The following is a 21408-nucleotide window of genomic DNA, read 5'->3' as shown; positions in this document are numbered from 1 at the left end:
TTATTTTGACTCGTCTAATATCTTATTTAAAGAATCTCTTAGGTTTTCAATTGCTTCTTCATCTGGACTTTCTTCTCCTAATATTCCCATATTCTTTTGTTGCATTCTTATATCTAATCCAACTGTGTCCATATCTAGGAAATCTAATGCATCATCAATTGTGAAAATACTTCTATCAATCATCTGAGAAAGGAAGTCCCCAGTATCTGCAAGTGATGCTCTTACTAATTGTTTAGTGTCAATTAATACTGTATATCCTTGTTCCTTTTCACTTTCAGTAAAAAGTTTATTCCTTATTTCATTCTGAAATAATTTTATCTTAGGGTTTAAGCAGTTGTTAACATAAGAACGGGCATCTGCTTCCTTTGCTTTGTAACTCGTTGCTTCCTTATCAGTTAAGAAACTTGATGGCATTTGCAACCAACGTGATATATCTTCAACCGTTGCTTGTGCTCTCTCTATTAACATTGCATCAGATGCTTTCACATCCAATGACTCATAGTTCCAACTACCTTCAAGTATTGCTGTTTTAAACCAGTTCTCTTGACCGTTATATACTTGTTCAAATTCTTTTCTTACTTGGCTTTTTGCTTCATTTACAACTGAAGGTTCTGTTCCTAATGAATCATCTGTAGATAGTATCCCTCCTATATGGGCATTATTCTCAAAGTATCTATTACTAAAATTTTGAACTGATAGGTGTCCTTCAAAACTATTTCTTGCCCCTGCTTCTAATACTGAAAGACCGGAATAACCATTTAGAGTAAAGTCATAAATATGTATAACATCCCTTGCACTATACATTCTATCTATGTCTTTGAATTTATAGAATACTTCTCTTGTACTTTTATCTCTAAAGATGTCCGTGTCTTTTGGTTTCTCTATATGAAGTCCTGTAATATTATTTCCACTGCGTTCTATTCTTGCAAATCCATTACCATATACTAAAGCATGAACTATTAATAACTTTTTGAAATGGGTTGCTGAAAGGTAGGGTGATGATTGATACTTTAGTATCTCGTTAAGTTGGTGGTCTAAATCTTCTGTATTACCATTTTCATCACGTTTGACAATATTTATAGGTAGGCTAGCAATATGATTACTTATGATATTTACACCACTATAGAACGCAGATAACTCTAATGACTTTCTATCTGTTGCAGTTACACCTTTTGTATTAATACCAAGGTTTCTTAACAACCAAGGTTCAGGGTTTTTAATGGTGCTTGTCTGATTAGAATAATTTTGAATTGCTCTTGAAAAAATGTTCATATTACATACATATAGTTAATTTCTTTTCTCTATATATATGTATTGGTAGAAGTGTGTCTCTTCTGTAACTTATATTTCTTCTTTCTGTTTTCTCATTTTAATGATTCTCTCTGCTATTGGAGATAGTTTTTTAGTCTCTTGTGATTTATTCATGTCTGAAATTACATAAGTCCAAATTGACATACCTAGTGTATCAACTCCATCAATTCTTTTTTCATCAGAAATCTTAATAGGTTTAATAGTATCATTATAGGAATGTTCTTTAATAGCAACATTTTCCATACACCAACGCATTACTTTATTTCCGTTATGCTGTATTCGTTCATCGACTATTAACTTTTCCATTTCTTTCATTGCTATATTCCAATCTTTATATGATGATTGATTGAAGTTGATAAAATCATCATCAGTTAAACCCACTGCCGCCAAATCTTTAATTATAGTTTCTGACTGATATGGGTCATATGTTACATATCTAACATTAAATTCTTCCCACATTTGGATTATCTGGTCAGTGATGATTTCATATTCTATACTACTTTTCCCTGCTACTAATAAATCCCCCATGTCCTTCCATTCCTGTATTAAAGAAAGATACTTTTGAGACCTATCATCATCCCTGCTAAATCTATCCTCTGGCAAAAAGAAATAATCAAAGGGATATACCTTTACATTATTTATTGAATTACCTTCGAAGAAAGTGATTTTAACGTTTGTCAAGTCCAATCTTTTAGATAAGTCAAATGATATAATAGCAGGTAAGTGGTTTACATCTTCTATTGTCAATCCTTCTTTATGACATGCATCCCATTTCTCAATGTCCATCCATCCTTTATCACTGCGACCGAATAGATTCAGGTTTTTAACTAGTACATCATTCTTAACTCTTACTTTATTTCTTCCCTCTTGTATCCTCTCATTGAAATGACGTTGAGTTATAGATTCATCAAATAATGGGTTTGCTTTTCTCCATATTTCTTCACTATCCCAGTTTTCCTCATCCCCTTCGTCAATGGTATAAATGATGGATAAAATATTATCTCGTTTTTCTTCCCCTGATAGTATTGCTATATCTCTTTGGTAATAGTCATATCCTACTGTGTCCGTTCTAAAACCTGCTGTTGATATATTTACAAACAATGGATTTAATCTAGTGGTGGTTCCTGCCTTAATAGTATCCACCATTTTGAAATCAGTATTATCTTTACTCTCGTCAAAAATTGCACAGGAAACGTTTAACCCGTCTGCTGTATCTGATTTTGTCGCAATGGGTTCATAGTATGAGTTATTATCCAGACACTTAATTCCTAAAGATGCTATTGAATGATTTATATTAAAGAGTTCCTGTAATTCTTCGGAATTCTCTATCATCTTTTGTGCTGAATTCCAACTTAACTTTTTAGAATGATTGCGGTTAATGGCGATGTTATATACTTCCGTTGCATCCCCTTCAAAGAGTAAAAAGTAAAGTGCGATAAAAGCACCCATCATGGATTTCCCATTCTTTTTACCCATGAATATTGATGCTTCAGAGAACCTGCGAATTGCTGTATCATGTTTGCGTTCAGTATGTAACCACCCAAATAATTGCCCTAATATGAATTTCTGGAAAGGTTGAAGGACAATAGGTTTGCCGGAGAAGTGTCCCTGAAAATGTTTAAGATAGGATTCTACAAAATTAAAGAAGTGGTGTGCTGCTTCAGGTTCAAAATAATACGGGAAGTCCTCTGTATTTTGATATTCTAAATCCTTCTGAAATCTGTTTACTGCTTGCCTGGTATATATACACGATGGAATATCACCGTTAAGGATTTGTCGGCAATACGTATCTATGTCATCAATCCCTGATGGGATAATTTCTATTTCCATTTTAAATTTTTCCTCTCTCTTGAATATTTGAGCAGGAGAGCAGAATTGCACTGCTGACCTTTTCCTTGGAAGGGAACTGTTCTTCTAACGTGAACTACTCCTGCTTTGCTTTCTTAATCTTATCTATCAAACGTTCTATATCTTTTCTACAAAATTCTTCATCTTGTGCCCAAAACATTGGGTGTTTTTCACATATTTCAATTGCTAATTTTCCTATAGAAGTGTTGTAATCATCCTTAACTGATTCTATTTTATTTATATTCATCTCTTAGAAATTTTTTGCTCTTAATGAACGTAGTTTAGTTTGCTTTTCATTCTCTTTTTCGTCCTCTTTATCATCACTTTTGTAAGGATTTTTGAACTCATTTTTACGAGGATATATCCCCAAGTCATCTTTTAATTGCCGTATCTTGGTAAGAACTGTATTTAATGTTTTATGGAGTTCTGAATCACCACTTTTGTTGTTCAATTTCTCTTGTATTTCCACTCTCTCCTGCTCTAAGACACATAAACTCTCTATTATGGGTAAAAAAGCAGGTTCTAACACATCTCTTGCCATTAAATAGCGGCAATATAATTCCCAAAATTCAGCACCGTTATCATTTAAAATTTTTGGTGTGTGCGGTTTGTATTGATACTTTCCATTTTCCATTATTTTACTCTCTTGATTGTTTATTTACCGATTGTAGTCTTAGTCCTGCGACCCAGTGTTGTTTTTTATAAAAAAAATCAGGCGGGGTTGTAGATTACAAGGTCTGTTGTATATGTCAGAATTTAGACCCCCCTTGCGTTATATCATCCCATGCATTAGTCATATTCCTACCTAGATTAGTCTCTCTTGTACTCAATTGCGTAAGTAGTGGTATGATGTCCCTAAGTGTTCTATCTCCTTAAACAGCGAGTCTATTTGTTATTATCTTCTGTTCAAGTTATAGTCTTGTTCTCTATCTCTTTCTAATAGTAAGTCCTTAAGGATACTTGCTATTCTTTTAATATCCTTATCTGTCGTACCTGATTTGTTTATTATTGTCTGAAGGTATTTAATGTTATTCATTGTTATTAGTGTCCGACGAATCTAGATTAGTTAACATCTTACGTAATTCCTCTGTAGTTACTCCTGCTTCTTTAACTGCTCTTGTTAAATATTCTATTCTGTCGTTTATATTATTGTCCATTGATAAATCTATTTAGTGAATTGGCTATTGGTATTAATTCTTTTTCTATTGCCCGTTGAAGTTTCTTTATACTAATATCTAATTGCATGCTTTTTGCTGAATAACTTTCTGGTTGTTCTCTTAGTATTATTCTATCAATTCTGTCGTATAAAGGTTTTTTCATTAGTAGTCGCGACTCTTTATTTGCTTTCTTTAGTTCCTTTGCCCTTTCAATTATCCTATCATATTTGTCGTTATCTGTCACAGTAAATATATATTTGTAATCGCCTCCGACTTTTTGTGACCATTCATTATTAGAAGGTAATTCATGAATATCACGTTCTATAGAAATATCATAGTTATCTGCTCTTTCAATTGTATAGATGTATTTTATTAATAAATCTCTTTTAGTTTTGTTTTTTTTATTGTCCGCTGCTTTATACTGTTCTTCTGATATTATGTATTTACTCATTATATTAATCCTATCTTGTTTAAGTTTGTCCGTTAGATTGTTCTTTTAATATTCTTTCTACGTCTGCTCTGTTGCGTAAGTAGTGGTATGATGTGGGTAAGGTGTTCTAACTTCTTAGGAAGCGTATTTCTTTAGTATATCTTTTAACTCAATTCCTGCTATGTTTGCTCTCTTTGCACTGTCTGCAAACTCCTTTGCTGCAATACTACTATCCTGTAATGCTTTACTTATTTCTTTAATACGTTTGTTTAATTCTTTGTCTTTAGTCATACTATGTTATTTATTATTAGTGTCCGTTTCGTTCTAAGTATTCATTTTCTTCAATTGAAAGTACTCCTTTTTCTACTTGGTAAAATATAGCTTCGCTACATATCATTTCTAATAGTTTTAGTTTATCATAGTTACTACTACTATCTAACATATCTTCTAATACTGTTATTTTCTTATTAATTTTTTCAATATACTTTTCTAGGGATTCAATACTGTTAACTGTATCAGGATGAATATGCTCTAAATCATCTTTTGCGTGATTTAATTTAAATTTTTCTTTCCCAATCTGTTTAGTTATTTCTTTTGTATATGCTATTCTTATATAATCCATTGAATTATTGTCTGAAGGTATTTAATCTTGTTCATTGGTATTAGTGTCCGACTCTTTATATTCTTTAATCACTTCTTCAACTGCATTCTGTGATACTGATAACTGATATGCTATTTCATGTACTTCCCAACCCCGTTTGCTAAAACTGATTATTGCATTGCGTTTAACGTCTTTCATTGTTCTTCTCTTTCTCTATTGTTATTTCTTTATAGCATGTCCTACATATATAGATTTCTTTATTGTCATTAAATGTTGTGATGTTAAGTAAGTCCGTGCAAATGTTATTGCATTCTGGTTGGGTATTCTCTTTTATTATTCTCTTTACCTTACTTAATGGAGTACGTACATATTTTGCTATTCCCTTTACTTTCCAACCTTTTGCGTGAAGAGATAATATTAATTTCTTATTGGTCATTCTTCATTCTTCTTACATTTCTCTTGTTCGCAATTACAATCATTTTCTTTATTCTCTAGTACGTCCCATATAGGTGCTGAATAGTATTTACTAAAGTCTTCTGTTCTGTCTCTGTCTCCTTTACCGTTGCTCATAGTATTATTATTTTAATTAGTGTCCGTTGGATTATTAATATTTACCTTCCTTAATTACCTTTACTATTGAATAATCGTTTTTCTTTTCTATTTTAATTCGAAGTGATTCAAAATTTATATCTCTTGCATACATTGATAACCTATATTGTCCGATATTCAAATAAAATGGAAGTGATATAGTATTCCATCTTTTTCTATTATATAGGTACTTAACTAGTTTGTCTATCATTTCAGTATTCCTTTAATATTCTTAATTGATTTTTCTCCAAGTGCATATACACTGAATATGAGTATTAAATTAAATAAAGTGTCGGTTGCTATCTCTATTTTACTTGTCTCAATATCTACTGCTAATTGTCCTAACACTATTACTATTAGAAGTATCATCACTATTAGCAAATATGTCCGACTCTGACTGTATTTGAGTCGGTGACCTTTTTCAGTACTTCTTGTCTGTAGTAAATCTTTTATCATTATTAATTGTGTCAGTTTGTTTATCTATATGTATTAAATAATTACCTTTTCTTCTGTTGTGGAACTATACCTCCATGTGATGGCATCAACATCTTTACCACTAAAGTCAGGAATAAAGAGAACCCACTTCCACAAAAGTACATCCACGAATGCCAACTTTTTGTTGCTATTATATCGTAACTTCCAAAAACTAATAATACCACTGATGTTATTAATGTGAATATGAATGCTATCACAATTGAAGCATGCATTATTATTGATATAATATTCTCTTCTTGCTGATTTTGTTTAGTCATTATCGTATTGATTTTTACTTTCTTTTCTAGTTTTCTCTGTATGTTCTTGTTTCGTGAGCCATTGGAGGTTACTTTCATCATCACTTCCGCCATATCTTCTACTTTTGATGTGGTCACAAACGTCCGCGACCTTGATGATACCTTTTTCTAAACTCTTTTCACTTAATGGATTTTCTCTTTCATCAGTAAAGAATTTAATAAGTTCTTCCGGCGAATTATCTTTATTGTTTTCATATACTTTGAATATAATTTTCTCATGCTCTGCTCTTTTCTTTTTCCTATACTCTTCACGGATGTCTCTCCACTTTTTTGTCTGATAAAATTCTCTTGAAAAGTCTAAACCCGTTTTAGGTTCTACAACTTTATTTTTTTCTCGAAAGTCTGATGATTTCATTATCTGTAAATACCCCTTGGGATGTGAACATTAATTTCTGTTTCTGGTTTTAACTCAACACCATTATCATATAACCTTCTAATTTCTGTGTATATATTATTCAGTATTGTCTTGCACTTATAGTATCTGTTATAAAATGTATCTTCATCAAAGTCCGTATTTTTATATACCAGTTTTGCAACGTCCGTTAAGGTGTTAATACTTTCCGTTTGCTCTTTTAAAGTCTGAATAAATGCTCTTACAATCTCTATATCTGTTTTATTCTTAAATATGTCTTTATAGTTAAATTCTAACCATTCCAAATAACTATAATAGATATATCCAGCATGATTTTTATTAGCTGTGTCCGTTGGTATTTCAAACTCGTCTAACTCTTCAATGTCAAATGTGTTTTCTGTTTTTCTTGCCTTTTTCTCTAGTTTTATGAGATGGTTTTTTATAGTTGCAGTGAAGTAGAAGAAAGAAGCATTACGAGATGGGTTATAGTACTTATTATTATGTTGTCTGGATTGGACTAAAACTTGATATACCTTTACATGCAATACATTAAATAAATCTTCTCTATTTAATGCCGTTCCAGTAAAATTATATCGGTTGATGATTGCTTCAATCATCCTTTCTACCGCAGGGTGTATCTGGTAGGTGTAAATCTTATTTATTTGGACTTTACTTAACTCGGAATTGGAGACAAAGGAGTCAATTGCATCTTTTGTCTCCTTCGTCCAATACCAATTACTTCCTTTTTTATCTTCTCTCTCTCCTGATGAACTGATTGTTTAATCCTCTTATTATTTATTTAGTTTACGTACTTAAATTTCTGTGTTTTGGTATTTCCTGAAGCATGAAAGTAAACTGACTGTTTGGTTACTCCGAAGTGCTCTGCTGCTTCTGTTAGCGTATCAAATTCTTTACCTGATGGAATATGCTCAATTCGTCTTGCTCTCGGATGATTTTTTCCACTGAAGTCGGCATGGTTTTCTCTCATTCTTTTTCTTGTTATTTCAGAGCATTTTCCATACCTACCACCTTGTTTTAGATTGTACCCTCTATATTTTCGATTTGCCAAATAGTGATTCATCCATTCCTGTTCTTTTTCATCAAGTTCTTCCGCTGAATTAGCAGTATCAATTTTGAAGAACTCAAAAAATTCTTCACCTAATTCATTCCAATCTTGCTGCAAATGTCTGTTGTAATGTTTATTCTTTTTTAGTTTAGATACATGGTCAGATTTTCTTGTTTTGAATGGTATGCTACATGCACCTATGTAAGTTTCTGTTGTCAGTGAATTTTGTATTCCGTAAATAGTCATTGTTAGTTGTCCTCTTTGTTTAATAGTTTTTTTTTGGTTATAGATTTTTATTAAAAAAAGAAGCAGGAAGGAAAATCTATTGAAAAAAACCTCCCTGCTCTTGCTCTCATCTTACACTATGGAGAGCATCACTTATTAGAGTTCCTTATTTAGTCTTATTCCTGTCAGAATTAGTCTCTAAGAAGGTCAATTTATTTGTCAGTGTTATGATGTCACAAATTCTAAAAAGTTTTCTGGTAAGTCGTTAACGACCTCTGGGAATTCATCAATTGAGACTTCAACCCATTCAACTTCTGCGACTTTTTCTTTTGCTTTCTCGGAGTTCATCACTTCATTTTGGTTAATTTTAGTTAGCAATTCTTTATGCTCATTTGCTAACTCATTTGTTTCTTTTACAAACTCTTCATTCTGTTGGAGTTCATAACTATTAGTAACCTGTATGCTACCATCTGGCTGTTCAACAATATTACCATCATATTCTTTGATGGTTTCCAATCGTTTCTGCTGAAACTCCTGTAGTTCTTTCTGTGCTGTTTCGTCAAGTTGCGCAAAGTCCTCTTGGATTAACTCAATGTTAGAGTCAATTTCTTTAAGGTTTTTACGGAGACTGAATAAGAGTTTAGTGCTCAAATCATTCTCTTGTTCAATGAAGTTTTCTATATCTGATTTTATGTCTTGTAGTTGTGTAAAACTATATTTCATTATCTCTTGTAATTTATTTTTAGTTGTTATTAGTTTTGTTTAATTCTATTTGTTTAATTCTATTTAATATCTCTTCTGGTGATTCATCCTCAATCACAGTTATTTTATACGTCTTAGTAGTAACTATTTCTTCATTCTCCCAATCAACTGGATTTTTTATTTCATCTTTTAAAGTAACTTCTATGCTTCTTTGTAATTCCTTTTCTTCTAATTTTGATAATACTTTATTTAAGTCTGATTCCTTGTATTGTATTTTCATAATGTTATTTCTCTTGTGATTTTTTTAGTTGTTGTTAGATTTTTCTTGTAAATCTTTTAGAAGCAAGTCCAATCGAGTATCTAACTCGTCCCACTTACTTTTATACTTTTTTATTTTCTTTTCTAAATTCTCTGCTTTCTCAATAATATTGTCAAAATGTTCTTCTGACAATTCTACTTGTTTTAGAAGTACTCTAGTTTTGATTTTGATAAGTTCTTCTTGCGTTTCTCTTAAATCGTTATTCATTCTTTAATTTCCTTGTTTCTTTGTCTTTCAATAATAAATATAACCCCGACAAATTTCTGTCCGTTTTTCTTCAATTATTTTCTACAAACTCAAATTTAGGGTTTGCTGCTTTACCTGAAGTATGATATCCAACTGCTTGTTCTGTAATATCATGTGCTTCCGCACATTCTTTTCTAGTTCCATATATTTTCTTGTTACAACAATTGTCTTGTAAGCATTGAGTTGGTTTTGCCGTTGGACTTAATGAACCACTCATGCCATGCATAGGATTTAATGAACCTGTTCTATTAAAACAGGGATGATTTTTTCCACTGAAGTCTGGTCTATTTTTCCCTTCCCAGTATCTATGATTATTTTCACCACTATTTGACTTTCTTATCTTTTCCCTTGTTTCTTCTTTTAGTTTATATCCTGGATAGATTCTGTTATATCCATTATTTCCCTTGGTTTGCAATATGCTCATATAAAATCTTTCATCTGTCATCGCTTCTTTTTTTGTTTTGTTAACTATTTCCAATGGAATGCATATATTAAATGATTCTTCACCATATTGGTTATAGTCTTTTTGCAAGTCTGAATTAGGATGTGTATTATTTCTTAATTTATATAAATGGTCTGCTTTTCGATTCCCTAAGCAATATTTATCTGTATTAGCACATCCTATGTATAATTTATCTAATACAGTATTATTTATTGCATATATAGTATATTCATTTATTTCCTGCATTTTCTTGTAGTTCATTCTAGTTATTATTTATCTAATTATTTTCTGCAAACTTAAATTTTTGTTTATTTGCCTTTCCTGACGTATGATAGATTATAGAACTCCGTGCACAACTATGTGCTGATGCGCATTCTGTTATACTATGATATATCTTATTCCCACAACAATTGTCTTGTAAGCATTTAACTTTTTTTATTTTACTTCTTTTTCCGTTTGATTTAATCAAAGATACTTTGTCTCGATATTTCTTTAACCATTTCTCATGTTCTTTTCTGCTGAAATCATCTCCTTTGTCCGCCATTTCCCATATATCATCTATTGTCAGTGTCTTTTGGTCTGTATTAAAATCTGTCAGAGTGTACATATTATATTTTTTATTAGAAGGATTCATGATGTTCAAGTAATTAGATTTCACTGATATAATTTTTTTAGTTTCAGTGATGTAGTATTCTGGGAAATTTGGGATATGATATAGTGTCTCTCCTTTATATGATTTTCTTATCCTGTCATATTCTTCCGCTGAAATCCATTCTAAATTAGATGCTGAATTATTTCTATAGTCATTATCTTTGAATTTGATGTGCTGATAATTGTTAGGATTTGAACAGAAGTACTTTGCTACTAAATGTGGGAGTTTAACTATGTCTAAATTCAAATCATTTGGTTTATCTTTATTTATTCTACCATCGCAAAGAACTGTGCGGAATCTCCCGTCACGATGCTGGATACTTCTTAAAGTCCTTATCTCTCCTTTATATTTTTTTGATACATACCCGTCACGATGAACCCAATTGTTGACGAATCCCTCTATTGGTTTCTTGTTCATTTTCTAAACAAATTTAAATTTAGGGTTTGCTGCTTTCCCTGAAGTATGGTAATGAACTGAACTTGATTTCATGTCATGTGCTTCTGCACATTTCTTTCCAGAATTATATATTTTATTATTACAGCAATTATCTTGTAGACACTGTGTTTGTTTTGCACTAGAATGGTTTTCAGAAATTTTATCTCTTGTTTCTTTGGTGTGTTTTTCTCCATAGAAATGGTGATTTTCACCGGATATTGCTTTGCTGATTTTTTCTCTTGTTTCCCTAGTGCGTTTTTTACCTTTCCAGTATCTAGAATTATTTTTACTTATTTTATCTCTATGTTTTTTTGTTAATGTCTTTCCTTTCCAATATCTAGAACTATTTTCGCTGATTTTATCTCTTGTTTCCTTTGTTCGTCCTTTACCAATCAATGATTTACTTATCTTATCTCTTGTTTCTTTTGGACGGGTTTTTCCATACCAATAAGAATTTTCACCACTTTTATCTTCTATAAAGAATTCAGCAGGTGTCGGCACTCCATTGACACAATTATCAAATTTTTCTCTGCATTTATGGATTAGTTCTTCTTCTAACTGGTATGCTTCAACTTTGTCTGAAAATATTCCTAGTATTTGTTTTTCTAAATTGTCAGGATTTGGTTGCCAAGTGTTCTCACCAAAACTTCCCATATAGTTATCATTCTCTGGATTACCTTCATATTTTCGACAACCTATATAGAATTCTTGTGTTACTATGTCTATTATCTTGTAGATATAATATTTAATGTTAGTCATTGTTTACTCTCCAAATAATTCATTGAATTCAATTTCAGTTTCTTCTATTTCTTCATCACTTCTTATACCTTTACTTGATGTAGATTTAGTACCTGAATATCTATTAGATAAGTCCACTTCTTTATTATTCTTTTTAGGTGCTGAACTATTATCATATAGATGAATATTTTTATCTGCTAATTTTGCTAAGTCTTGTAAGAACTTGTTTTCAGGTGCTGAATAAGTATCATCTAATTTATCTTGAAGTATTTTTAGATATTCTTTTGTAGTCTTGTTAAGTACTTCCGATGGAATATTATCTACATCTTTATGCTGAAATATTAATTCTTCAAATTTAGTTTTTTCAAATGGTGTTATGTCATCTGCTGAAATATTATTATTAAGTTCTTCCGACTCATTTTCTTTTTTTAATTTTTTATTTTCAGCATCTTGATGTACATCTTTACTAGAAGTTTCTTTACTAGATGTTTTTTCTATTTTATTTAAAGAAGTGTCTTTTGTCTGTGAAGATTTTTCACTACCTACTTGTGAACTTTTTTCACACCCTTCTTGTGAACTTTTTTCACATCCCTTATGAACATTGTTCACATGTGAACTTTTTTCACTACTTCCTTCTTGTGAAGATTTTTCATAATCTATTTTGTAAATAGTAGTTTTGCATTTTTCTTTTTTGGTTTTAATCAGTCCCTTTTCTTCTAAACTGTTACCAGCATCTATAATACTTCTATTACTCATACCAGTTATTTTCTTTAGTTGTGAAATACTGATAGCATCTTCCCATTTCTGCCATCCAAAAGTTTTACGGCATATTGCCATTATCATTTTAAATTCAGTGTTCTTTAAATCTCTCATCCATTCATCTATAATGATGTTTGGTACTTGTGTATGGTTTGGTAATTCAATACTCATTTTTTGTATCCCTTTTTAATTGTTAAATAAAAAAAGGTTAGCAGTTCGAATGGAAGATTGGGATACATACCATTTTTACTACTAACCTTTATATAAATAATTTCTTTCAGTATGTATCCCTCCATCCTTCTATAGATAAATATAAGGTAGATGCATTTTTCTTTCGATTTTTTGGGTGATTGCTAAATTCCAACGTTATTTAAGTTTATCAGTGTTTGACTTAAATAATTTAACTAGCATATACTACCGTAGATAAAACCCGTAAAATTATATTTAGTAATTCCCGTTTTTGGCTAAATATATTAGGTGCATTTTATTTTAAATATTTGAGACTATTTTAATATTTGACTTGACAATATGCCATGTACATCATAGTATCATCATAGAACATAATTGATAAATAAATCACTTACTGATATGAAAGCAACAAAACATTTCAATAACATCAACGACTTAAATGAAGAACAGAAACCTTTTAGAATTGTAGATAATAAAGGAAACATCATTGCAAACTTCTTCACTAAAGCAGATGCAGTTCAGTATTTATTAGGAAAGGAAAACAGATTTCTAATGACAAGATATGAAAACGGAAAGTATGACCTGTGGAAAGTCACTAATATCTATGGTGGTTTAGAACATGTTCTCTAAATATAACACAAACCAACACACAGAAGGGACATTGAGAGATGTCCCTTTTTTTATTGCTATACAAAATTGGGTGTTGATGTTGACGTAAATCTTTTGACTATTGTCGCAAGTTGAAAAATGAATTAAAACAAAGTCGTAATGGATAAATATAAATATCGTTATTATACTCACCCATTAAATGATGTTGATAACAAACAATTGGAAAGAGAAACAGAAACTCCCGAACAACTTTTGAAAGATTTGAATATTAAAGAAAACACTACTGGAATGGTTCACGTAATAAATAAAGAAACTGATTCAGTAATGTGCAGATATTCAATAGTTGCTTTTGCTACACTCTATCATCATCCAGTTCACAAAGTAAATTATACTTCTTAATAATACCTAAAACCAAACCCTTATATATTATGGCGAAATCAAAAAATAACTCCGACGACGTGTTTAAATTGGAAACAGTAACTCTTGATGAATTCAAAGAAGTTGAGAAAAAGAACCGACATCAATCTGGTTCAATGAAGGCACAACTTGTTGCTAGGTTGGAAGAATTGGAACCAGGCGGAGAAGCAATCTCTGTTTCTTATTCTAAAAAATCCCGTGCCGGTTATATTCGGGGAATTACCTACGGTCAGAATAAGGATGTCCTTTCTGATAAAGATTACAGTTATAGTATTGTTCAGGATAAGGAAAACCAAAAAATGTATATCAGAGCAAAAATGGATAAGGAAGAATAAAATTCTAACTCTTAATAGATAACCCACTGTCATTCAGATGGTGGGTTTCTTTATTCATTCATTTTTTATATATACAGATAATTTAAAATCAAAAATAATATCACTATGGAAAAAATAGATGGAAGAACAAAATTCGGCAAGTTTCTTTATGGAGATAATCTACATGAACTTATTGGGTTTTTCAACTGGATGATAAAAAATGGTAAAATTAATGATTTAGATTTTAGAAATGGTAGTGTAGTGTTTCATAGCCCCGAAAGTGCTGATGAATATTCTGGAAAAATTGATTTTACAGAAAATTCAAATCTTAGTGATACTCAATTATCACTATTCAGGAATGCTATTCGTCAATTATCCCAATGGTGTGATGGAAAATCTTATGGTAAGTTATCTTATTCAATTGATGAAGAATTTAATGAAGTTTTCAATATCATAAGCCAGCCAGGAGAATTCAGTAAACGAATTATATTTAATACTGTAGATACTCTTGATACTCTTTATAAAGAACATCATGATGAACTTATGGTATAAATTAATAATATTTATTGAACCACTGGAGTTGATTGCTTCAGTGGTTTTTTTATGTCTGTATATTTCCCTTCTAAGGAGTTCGAATAAACAAGCACTATCATATAACCTATCTTTACTGGTCTCTTCTCTGTGCCCTGTCTATTGCGTTCTGGAAGTGATTATCTCTCGTAGTTTCCTGTCCCACTTTTGAAGTGCTTCTCTCTTTTCGTCAAAATAAGAATATCTATTATAGATTGCGGTGATTGAGTTATCTCCACCTGCTACTTTGTGATTTAGGATTTTACCCAATATATCAGATGGAACTTTCATCTTTGCCATATTGGTGGTTATTGTTCTTCTAATATCATGCGGTCTAAAATCTTTAATACCTGAATTATCCCTAATGCTTTTAATTGAATATTTAATAGATTTGATATGTTCACCCTTGTTTGGTTTTCTAGGTGATTCAAACACGTATTCACTACTACCTGAATATTCTTTCAAACCATATATTAAAGATGCAGACCATTCTAATAATGGTATTTCATTCTCTCTTTTCCCTTTGGTGTCTTCCGCAGGAATTAACCAAACACCATTTTCTAAATCTATATCTGCCCATTTCATTTTTAATGTCTCTCCCCTGCGTTGTCCAGTGAGAAAAAGTATTTTATAGTAAACTTGTGTAGGTTCATATTTTAATTCATTAATTGCAGACCAAATCTTTTTAATTTCATCATCTCTGTACCATCTATCTCTCCCACCTTTACCATTAGTCGGTGTGTATTGTGGGATATTCTTTGCAGGATTTTTATCTATAAGATTTCTTTTCACCCCAAAGTTAAGCATTGTATTTAATAAAGACTTCACATTATTGGCAGTGCTTGGGTGTCCTTGGGTGTATGCTATATCATCCAATAGGTCTATGTATGTAGTCTTATCAGTGACAGGTATGGGTTCATCTTTTAATTCAGGTAAAATATGTCTTTCCAATATACCTTTATAGTTTCTCTGTGTGATAGGTCTTAATTGCGGTAAGTAGATTTTCTTAAATTTATCTGCTAACTCTCCAACTGAAGTACCTAACGACTTGCTTACTAATTCTTCTTCTTTCCGACGTAATTTTATATTTTCATGCCTGTCAACCTTATCCCAGGTTTTTGGGTCTCTTCCTATTTTCACATCTTGTTTAACTCTTATTACCTTAAACCGTGCTTGCTCAACATCCATTGCGGGATATTTACCAAAAGTCATTCTTGTTGTTTTTCCTTCGAACTCATACCTGCAACAAAAACTTTTTGTACCATTAGGAGTTATACGCAGTATTAATCCCTTTAATTCTGTATCATAATATTCAACCGAATAATTTTTATCATTCGTGACTTGTTTAATGAACTCATCAGTAAGTTTTTTCTTTGGCATAACAGTTAAATTTAATCAGTGTTTTGGGTAGTTTTGGGTAGCTGTTGGGTAGAATAACCCTAAAAACACGTAAATTCAACAAAAATGGAAAATCTAATAATAACTGTAAGTCCTTGAATACCAACAAGTTAACAAGATTTGTTCATTTATTTATTGACACAACCTAACTTTATCATATACTTAGGTAGTCGATTTATGTTCTTTGTGAGGCCATTTAAATGGTTCAGATACCTGTCAGAGTATAAAATAATCGATTTCATCCATTGATTAATACAGGATGGAATGCTTCAATTCAGGTTATGTTTTATGATTGAGATCCAAGCTTGGGATGAAATAGTAATATTCACTTCAATTTTAAACTTAAATACCAAATCATGCTTAAAAAAATAGCCCCCACACTATTTATAACATGTTTAGCACTATTAGTAGCGTGTAGCAGTAATCAAAACCAGCAATCGCAACAACAACAGCTTGATACCAGTGCATTCTCTTTTGCCGAAAATAACGGAGGCATAACACTGCCTTCCGGCTTTCAAGCGGTAGTGGTGGCCGACTCCGTTGGCAGTGCGCGGCACATCACGGTTGATGATGACGGAGATATCTATGTGGCTCTCGATGAGACTCACAATGGCAACGGTATCGCTGCTCTCCGAGACGAGGACGGGGATGGCGTCGCTGATCGTACCGAATATTTCGGTAATCTAACCGGAACCGGAATCGCACTGCACAACGGCTACCTCTATTTTGCTTCAGATACCTCCGTGGTACGTTATTCGATGGAGGGGGTTGACCTGGTGCCAACTTCTGAACCTGAAATGATTGTAAGCGAGCTACCCACTCAAAACTCTCATGCAGCCAAACCGATCACATTTGACGGAAATGGCAACTTGTATCTCAATGTGGGGGCTCCAGCCAATGCCTGCCAGGAACAGACCCGTACCCCGGGATCGCCGGGACAGGAACCATGTCCCCTGCTTGAATGGCACGGTGGTGTTTGGCGCTTTGATGCCAACGCTATGAACCAGACACAACAGGGAGATGGCTATCGCTACAGTACCGGGCATCGCAATGCCGTTGCTCTTGAATGGAACTCCATGGCCGACAACCTTTACCTGGTTCAACACGGGCGTGACCAGCTGAGTCAGCTCTGGCCAGATTACTACAACAATGAACAAAGTGCCGAGCTTCCTGCCGAGGAGTTCTTCAAAGTTGATGACGGCGACGACTTTGGATGGCCTTACACCTATTATGATCAAATCAAAGACCAAAGAGTGGTCAGCCCTGAATATGGCGGAGACGGTGAAACTGCAGCCGAAGAGGGCCAATACGAAGATCCAATTATGGCTTTCCCAGGCCATTGGGCGCCCAACGACCTCATTTTTTATAGCGGAAACCAATTTCCGTCAGAATATAACGGTGGTGCTTTCATAGCTTTCCATGGGTCATGGAACCGCGCACCCCTTCCACAAGAAGGATACAGGGTCACATTTGTGCCATTTGACGGAGATATGCCCGCGGGAGACAGTTACGAAACATTTGCCAACGGTTTCAAAGGTGCTGACACTCTCCAATCTCCAAACAACGCTGATTCGCGGCCCATGGGTCTTGCCGAAGGCTCGGACGGAACACTTTATATTACCGACTCTCAAAAAGGCAAAATTTGGCGTGTTGTCCATACCGGGGAAATGTAATTCCAATCTTCGGGCATAGCTTTTCAATAGATCTAAAGCCGGTTCCATTTTGGAGCCGGCTTTTTCTGTGTGATGATGCATAAACATGATATGAAGTTACCTGGTATTTGAGAATCCGATTTTTTAATTCCAAATACTTTTCAGTTTCTTACTGGAGAATTTTCCAAAATAATCCATCGTAATACAATGGCCTCCTCATCCAAGAAAGTAATCTATGCTGCACTTATTGGGAATGCACTAATTGCCGTCACAAAGTTCATCGCTTCGGTGACTACTGGGAGTTCAGCGATGCTTTCAGAAGGGATTCATTCGCTTGTTGATACCGGCAATCAACTGTTGCTGCTACTCGGATTAAAGCGTGCCAAGATGCCGGCTGACGAAGAATTTCCTTTTGGGCACGGCAAAGAGGTCTATTTCTGGAGTTTCGTGGTAGCAATAATGATTTTTGCTGTCGGTGCAGGCATTTCGTTGTACGAGGGTATCCACAGCCTGATGGATCCACACCCTGTACAGGATCCCTATATCAATTACATCGTACTTGGGCTGGCAATGGTCTTTGAAGGCGGTGCATGGTATTTTGCCTGGAAAGAGTTTAATGCTATGCGCGATAGTCGGGGATATTTTGAAGCAGTTCGAAAAGAAAAAGATCCCACCACGTTTGTGGTTCTTTTCGAAGATACAGCTGCCATGCTGGGACTCATCGTTGCCTTTGTGGGTATCGGCCTTGGACAATATACAGGTAACCCTGCATGGGACGGTATTGCATCCATCGTTATCGGGCTCATACTGGGACTTACGGCTGCATGGCTGGCTTATGAAACCAAGGGATTGCTGATCGGCGAAAGCGCGGACAAAGAAATTGTAAGACAAATCCGGTCAATGGCTGATGATTTTAAAGAGATAAAGCGGGTTAACGAAACTTTGACGATGCATATGGGACCAAATTTTATCCTTGTGAATATAAGTGTTGACTACATGGACGGTCTTGACTCTCAGCGAGTAGAGGAGTCGATCTCCCGGTTAAATCGACAGATTAAAGAGCAATTTCCAAGGGTAAAACGAGTATTTGTTGAAGCACAAGCACTTAGTGACCGTCAAACGTGAATAAAGACGTAGTTTAAGATTCAAATGATCAAATTTAATTATTCCCATTTTATATCCTAACTTCTGAATAATCATCGCTTACGGTCGAGCCATAAACATTCACTGAATGAAAACAAGGATTCTAAAAAACTGTACTCTCACCATTCTAGAAGCGACCCTGTTTGCAATCTTATTTGCGGGAGTTGCATCGGCAGTAAAGGCTCAAAGCGTTACAAAAAATGACAGTTCTTCCATATCAGTTACTGAATTCTATAATGAGCACAAAATTTCGACTGCAAAATCGGGAATCCATGAATATTCCTTTTGGGGTGGTTATTCTTTTCACTCCTCCAACGGGGTTTGGGGTAAAACGTCAGGGGCTAAACTCAGTGTCCTGGGCTTGCGATATAATCGTAAGCTCCTGAAATTTCCTCACAACTATCTTTTAAAGTATGTGGTTGAAATGAATATGCATGTTCAATATCAGCTTTCAGGAGAACGACAAACGTCACCCCCTACCTCAATTTCCGGTTTTGGGTTAACGCCAGTGGGTCTGCAGCTAAATGCGCGACAAAACCAGATCGTACAGCCATTCTTTAAATCATCCACAGGTTTCATGTATCTCTCTGATCCTTTCCCAAATGAGCTGGGTACAAATTTTAATTTCACTCTTGAGGCGGGTGTGGGCCTGGAGGTAATGATTACCCCAAACTCCTTCTTCACAATTGGTTATAAATACCATCACATGTCAAACGGCCAGTTTGGGCAAATCAATCCCGGGGTCGATTCAAATGTATTTTACGGGGGCATTACATTCTATTAGGAGACTACCCCTAAAACAACTATTCAAGCTAAACGTTCTAGAGCATTCCCTCCTCCAAAGCCTAAACATTTTTAATTCCGGTCCGTATTGGGCACAGAACGTTATCCCAATAAACAGATACCAATCATGATTAAACGAAGTGTTCCTTTTCTATTCATTTTCAGCATGGCATTTACATCTGGGTTATTTGCTCAAATTCAGGATGGTGAAGAACAAAGCCGTCAGCCGGGGCTTGAGTACAGGATGTTCCGGGTCGCATTCGTACCTGGTCTCAGTAGTAACGGGATAGATGCAGATCAGTACATTTCAAAATATTCATTTAACATTCTGGGCGGTTACAATGGCGCGCTCGAGGAGGGATTTGAGCTGGGCGGCCTGGTAAATGTCAACAAATATTATGCAGAGGGAGTCCAGGTTGCAGGGCTGGGCAACTACTCAGATGAAGAGACCTCTGGCATACAGTTATCCGGTTTGTTCAATATAAGTGGAGAAGAACTACAGGGTGTCCAGGTAGCTGGCCTCACCAATTACGCTTCGGATGATGTGCAGGGTATTCAAATATCCGGACTCCTCAACAGGAGTGGTGGTGCATCACAAGGTATCCAGATTGCGGGTATAGCCAACCTGGCCACAAATGACATCCAGGGGCTTTTGTTTAGTGGCCTGGCAAACATCGCTGGAGACAATATGCAGGGCATTACCAGTAGTGGGATACTCAATTATTCGGGTGGCGATATGCAGGGGCTAATGTTCTCCGGCGTCGGGAATTATGCAAAAAATTTCCAAGGTATTGCCGTAAGCACCATAAATGTAGCTGATGATTTTCAAGGTATCCAAACCGGGGTGATCAATGCTGTCGGCTATGGCCAGGGCATTCAGCTGGGAGTTATCAACTATGGCAGAAAGTTTGATGGTTTGCCTGTGGGACTGATCAGTTATTACCGGGATGGGCGCAGCGAACTGGACCTTTGGACCAGTGATGGAGGATTTACCAAGAAATATGTAGGATTTTGACATGAATGTTTACCAAACCAATCCGAACCAATAGGCTTTTCGTATTGTTAAGGTAACAGCAATACAAAACCAAGGAATGTATGGATATTAAAACTTCTCTCTTTTTCATTATCAGCCTACTGCTGGCTGGCGCCTGTACATCCAAACATGACGCCCCCAAACATACACATAGAGCCACGGTGGATATAACTACTAGCCTTGCGACCCAACCCCAGGATACCATGGCACGCTCCGACATCACAAAAATTCATAAAACCGAAGAAGAGTGGAAAGAACAATTAACTGGCAAAGAGTACCGGATACTGCGTGAAAAAGGTACTGAAATTCCCTTTATCAACGAGTATTGGGATAACAAGAAGGAAGGAATTTATTACTGCGGGGCTTGTGGACTTCCGCTTTATAGTTCAGAGCATAAATATAAATCAGGAACAGGGTGGCCCAGCTTTTGGCAACCTATACAACCCAATGCAGTTGAAGAAAGAGAAGATAACAGCTTTTTTATGACTCGAACTGAAATTATTTGTGCGCGATGCGAATCTCACCTGGGACACGTTTTCAAAGATGGCCCCGAGCCTACCGGGCTGCGATACTGCATGAACTCAGCTGCACTTGACTTTAAAGAACAAGAGGTAGATTAACACGATATAGGTGATAAT

Annotated in this window: 28 protein-coding genes and 1 tRNA gene; 9 read left to right on the top strand and 20 right to left on the bottom strand. The window is 34.5% G+C overall.

Going from position 1 to position 21408, the window contains the following annotated elements; all coding sequences use genetic code 11:
* The 19 genes from NC796_RS07640 to NC796_RS07550 all read right to left on the bottom strand — a co-directional run bounded on the left by NC796_RS07640 (position 1) and on the right by NC796_RS07550 (position 12833).
* Positions 1 to 1272 carry a phage portal protein gene (locus tag NC796_RS07640; protein ID WP_310683600.1) on the bottom strand — a complete coding sequence of 424 codons (1272 nt, stop codon included), beginning with the start codon at positions 1270 to 1272 and terminating at the stop codon, positions 1 to 3.
* Between the two features lie 69 nt (positions 1273 to 1341).
* Positions 1342 to 3141 carry a terminase TerL endonuclease subunit gene (locus NC796_RS07635; RefSeq protein ID WP_310683598.1) on the bottom strand — a complete coding sequence of 600 codons (1800 nt, stop codon included), beginning with the start codon at positions 3139 to 3141 and terminating at the stop codon, positions 1342 to 1344.
* Between the two features lie 30 nt (positions 3142 to 3171).
* Positions 3172 to 3245 (bottom strand) — tRNA-Gly (locus tag NC796_RS07630).
* Positions 3236 to 3406: a hypothetical protein gene (locus NC796_RS07625; RefSeq protein ID WP_310683596.1), complete on the bottom strand. Its 171-nt coding sequence runs from the start codon at positions 3404 to 3406 to the stop codon at positions 3236 to 3238. Before NC796_RS07625 ends, NC796_RS07630 begins: the two co-directional genes overlap by 10 nt.
* A gap of 3 nt (positions 3407 to 3409) precedes the next feature.
* Positions 3410 to 3793 (bottom strand): hypothetical protein, encoded by a 384-nt coding sequence (locus NC796_RS07620; RefSeq protein WP_310683594.1) that lies wholly within the window; start codon positions 3791 to 3793, stop codon positions 3410 to 3412.
* A 512-nt stretch (positions 3794 to 4305) separates the two neighbouring features.
* Positions 4306 to 4767, bottom strand: a complete 462-nt coding sequence (locus NC796_RS07615; protein WP_310683592.1) for a hypothetical protein — start codon at positions 4765 to 4767, stop codon at positions 4306 to 4308.
* Between the two features lie 114 nt (positions 4768 to 4881).
* On the bottom strand, positions 4882 to 5037 hold the full coding sequence (locus tag NC796_RS07610; protein ID WP_310683590.1) for a hypothetical protein: 156 nt from the start codon (positions 5035 to 5037) through the stop codon (positions 4882 to 4884).
* Positions 5038 to 5053: 16 nt separating this feature from the next.
* Positions 5054 to 5368, bottom strand: a complete 315-nt coding sequence (locus tag NC796_RS07605; RefSeq protein WP_310683588.1) for a hypothetical protein — start codon at positions 5366 to 5368, stop codon at positions 5054 to 5056.
* Positions 5369 to 5389: 21 nt separating this feature from the next.
* The gene (locus NC796_RS07600; RefSeq protein WP_310683586.1) at positions 5390 to 5545 is read right to left on the bottom strand and encodes a hypothetical protein; all 156 of its coding nucleotides are present in this window, start codon (positions 5543 to 5545) and stop codon (positions 5390 to 5392) included.
* A gap of 1134 nt (positions 5546 to 6679) precedes the next feature.
* On the bottom strand, positions 6680 to 7081 hold the full coding sequence (locus tag NC796_RS07595) for an HNH endonuclease signature motif containing protein (protein ID WP_310683584.1): 402 nt from the start codon (positions 7079 to 7081) through the stop codon (positions 6680 to 6682).
* The gene (locus NC796_RS07590; RefSeq protein WP_310683582.1) at positions 7081 to 7695 is read right to left on the bottom strand and encodes a hypothetical protein; all 615 of its coding nucleotides are present in this window, start codon (positions 7693 to 7695) and stop codon (positions 7081 to 7083) included. The genes NC796_RS07595 and NC796_RS07590 overlap by 1 nt, the downstream gene beginning before the upstream one ends.
* 182 nt (positions 7696 to 7877) lie before the next feature.
* The gene (locus NC796_RS07585) at positions 7878 to 8390 is read right to left on the bottom strand and encodes a GIY-YIG nuclease family protein (RefSeq protein ID WP_310683580.1); all 513 of its coding nucleotides are present in this window, start codon (positions 8388 to 8390) and stop codon (positions 7878 to 7880) included.
* A 204-nt stretch (positions 8391 to 8594) separates the two neighbouring features.
* A complete protein-coding gene (locus tag NC796_RS07580) occupies positions 8595 to 9092 on the bottom strand; it encodes a hypothetical protein (protein ID WP_310683578.1) in 498 nt (165 codons plus the stop codon).
* Between the two features lie 19 nt (positions 9093 to 9111).
* Positions 9112 to 9351: a hypothetical protein gene (locus NC796_RS07575; protein ID WP_310683576.1), complete on the bottom strand. Its 240-nt coding sequence runs from the start codon at positions 9349 to 9351 to the stop codon at positions 9112 to 9114.
* A 24-nt stretch (positions 9352 to 9375) separates the two neighbouring features.
* Positions 9376 to 9597, bottom strand: coding sequence for a hypothetical protein (locus NC796_RS07570; protein ID WP_310683574.1), 222 nt, complete (start codon positions 9595 to 9597; stop codon positions 9376 to 9378).
* A gap of 70 nt (positions 9598 to 9667) precedes the next feature.
* Positions 9668 to 10339 carry an NUMOD3 domain-containing DNA-binding protein gene (locus NC796_RS07565; protein ID WP_310683573.1) on the bottom strand — a complete coding sequence of 224 codons (672 nt, stop codon included), beginning with the start codon at positions 10337 to 10339 and terminating at the stop codon, positions 9668 to 9670.
* A 16-nt stretch (positions 10340 to 10355) separates the two neighbouring features.
* Positions 10356 to 11147 (bottom strand): hypothetical protein, encoded by a 792-nt coding sequence (locus NC796_RS07560; RefSeq protein ID WP_310683571.1) that lies wholly within the window; start codon positions 11145 to 11147, stop codon positions 10356 to 10358.
* Between the two features lie 3 nt (positions 11148 to 11150).
* On the bottom strand, positions 11151 to 11924 hold the full coding sequence (locus NC796_RS07555) for an NUMOD3 domain-containing DNA-binding protein (protein ID WP_310683569.1): 774 nt from the start codon (positions 11922 to 11924) through the stop codon (positions 11151 to 11153).
* A gap of 3 nt (positions 11925 to 11927) precedes the next feature.
* Positions 11928 to 12833: a replication protein gene (locus NC796_RS07550; protein ID WP_310683567.1), complete on the bottom strand. Its 906-nt coding sequence runs from the start codon at positions 12831 to 12833 to the stop codon at positions 11928 to 11930.
* Positions 12834 to 13250: 417 nt separating this feature from the next.
* On the opposite strand from NC796_RS07550, the gene NC796_RS07545 reads away from it, so the two are divergent.
* The 4 genes from NC796_RS07545 (at position 13251) to NC796_RS07530 (ending at position 14743) form a co-directional block, all read left to right on the top strand.
* The gene (locus tag NC796_RS07545; RefSeq protein WP_310683566.1) at positions 13251 to 13481 is read left to right on the top strand and encodes a hypothetical protein; all 231 of its coding nucleotides are present in this window, start codon (positions 13251 to 13253) and stop codon (positions 13479 to 13481) included.
* A 138-nt stretch (positions 13482 to 13619) separates the two neighbouring features.
* On the top strand, positions 13620 to 13859 hold the full coding sequence (locus NC796_RS07540) for a hypothetical protein (RefSeq protein ID WP_310683564.1): 240 nt from the start codon (positions 13620 to 13622) through the stop codon (positions 13857 to 13859).
* A 29-nt stretch (positions 13860 to 13888) separates the two neighbouring features.
* The gene (locus NC796_RS07535; protein ID WP_310683563.1) at positions 13889 to 14212 is read left to right on the top strand and encodes a hypothetical protein; all 324 of its coding nucleotides are present in this window, start codon (positions 13889 to 13891) and stop codon (positions 14210 to 14212) included.
* A 105-nt stretch (positions 14213 to 14317) separates the two neighbouring features.
* Positions 14318 to 14743, top strand: a complete 426-nt coding sequence (locus NC796_RS07530) for a hypothetical protein (RefSeq protein WP_310683562.1) — start codon at positions 14318 to 14320, stop codon at positions 14741 to 14743.
* 138 nt (positions 14744 to 14881) lie between these two features.
* On the opposite strand, the gene NC796_RS07525 is transcribed toward NC796_RS07530, so the two are convergent.
* On the bottom strand, positions 14882 to 16141 hold the full coding sequence (locus tag NC796_RS07525; protein ID WP_310683561.1) for a tyrosine-type recombinase/integrase: 1260 nt from the start codon (positions 16139 to 16141) through the stop codon (positions 14882 to 14884).
* Between the two features lie 374 nt (positions 16142 to 16515).
* On the opposite strand from NC796_RS07525, the gene NC796_RS07520 reads away from it, so the two are divergent.
* The 5 genes from NC796_RS07520 (at position 16516) to msrB (ending at position 21390) form a co-directional block, all read left to right on the top strand.
* Positions 16516 to 17832, top strand: coding sequence for a PQQ-dependent sugar dehydrogenase (locus NC796_RS07520; RefSeq protein WP_310683559.1), 1317 nt, complete (start codon positions 16516 to 16518; stop codon positions 17830 to 17832).
* A gap of 186 nt (positions 17833 to 18018) precedes the next feature.
* On the top strand, positions 18019 to 18936 hold the full coding sequence (locus NC796_RS07515) for a cation diffusion facilitator family transporter (RefSeq protein ID WP_310683557.1): 918 nt from the start codon (positions 18019 to 18021) through the stop codon (positions 18934 to 18936).
* Between the two features lie 106 nt (positions 18937 to 19042).
* Positions 19043 to 19738: an acyloxyacyl hydrolase gene (locus NC796_RS07510; RefSeq protein WP_310683555.1), complete on the top strand. Its 696-nt coding sequence runs from the start codon at positions 19043 to 19045 to the stop codon at positions 19736 to 19738.
* A 126-nt stretch (positions 19739 to 19864) separates the two neighbouring features.
* Positions 19865 to 20752 carry a hypothetical protein gene (locus NC796_RS07505; protein ID WP_310683553.1) on the top strand — a complete coding sequence of 296 codons (888 nt, stop codon included), beginning with the start codon at positions 19865 to 19867 and terminating at the stop codon, positions 20750 to 20752.
* A gap of 80 nt (positions 20753 to 20832) precedes the next feature.
* The gene (gene msrB, locus NC796_RS07500; protein WP_310683551.1) at positions 20833 to 21390 is read left to right on the top strand and encodes a peptide-methionine (R)-S-oxide reductase MsrB; all 558 of its coding nucleotides are present in this window, start codon (positions 20833 to 20835) and stop codon (positions 21388 to 21390) included.
* Positions 21391 to 21408 lie beyond the last annotated feature (18 nt).

It is taken from the genome of Aliifodinibius sp. S!AR15-10 (assembly GCF_031569985.1).
Taxonomy (GTDB): Bacteria; Bacteroidota; Rhodothermia; order Balneolales; family Balneolaceae; genus JAMQKA01.
The sequence above is the reverse complement of the archived record's forward strand: the minus strand, read 5'-3'. Positions and strand labels throughout refer to the sequence as shown.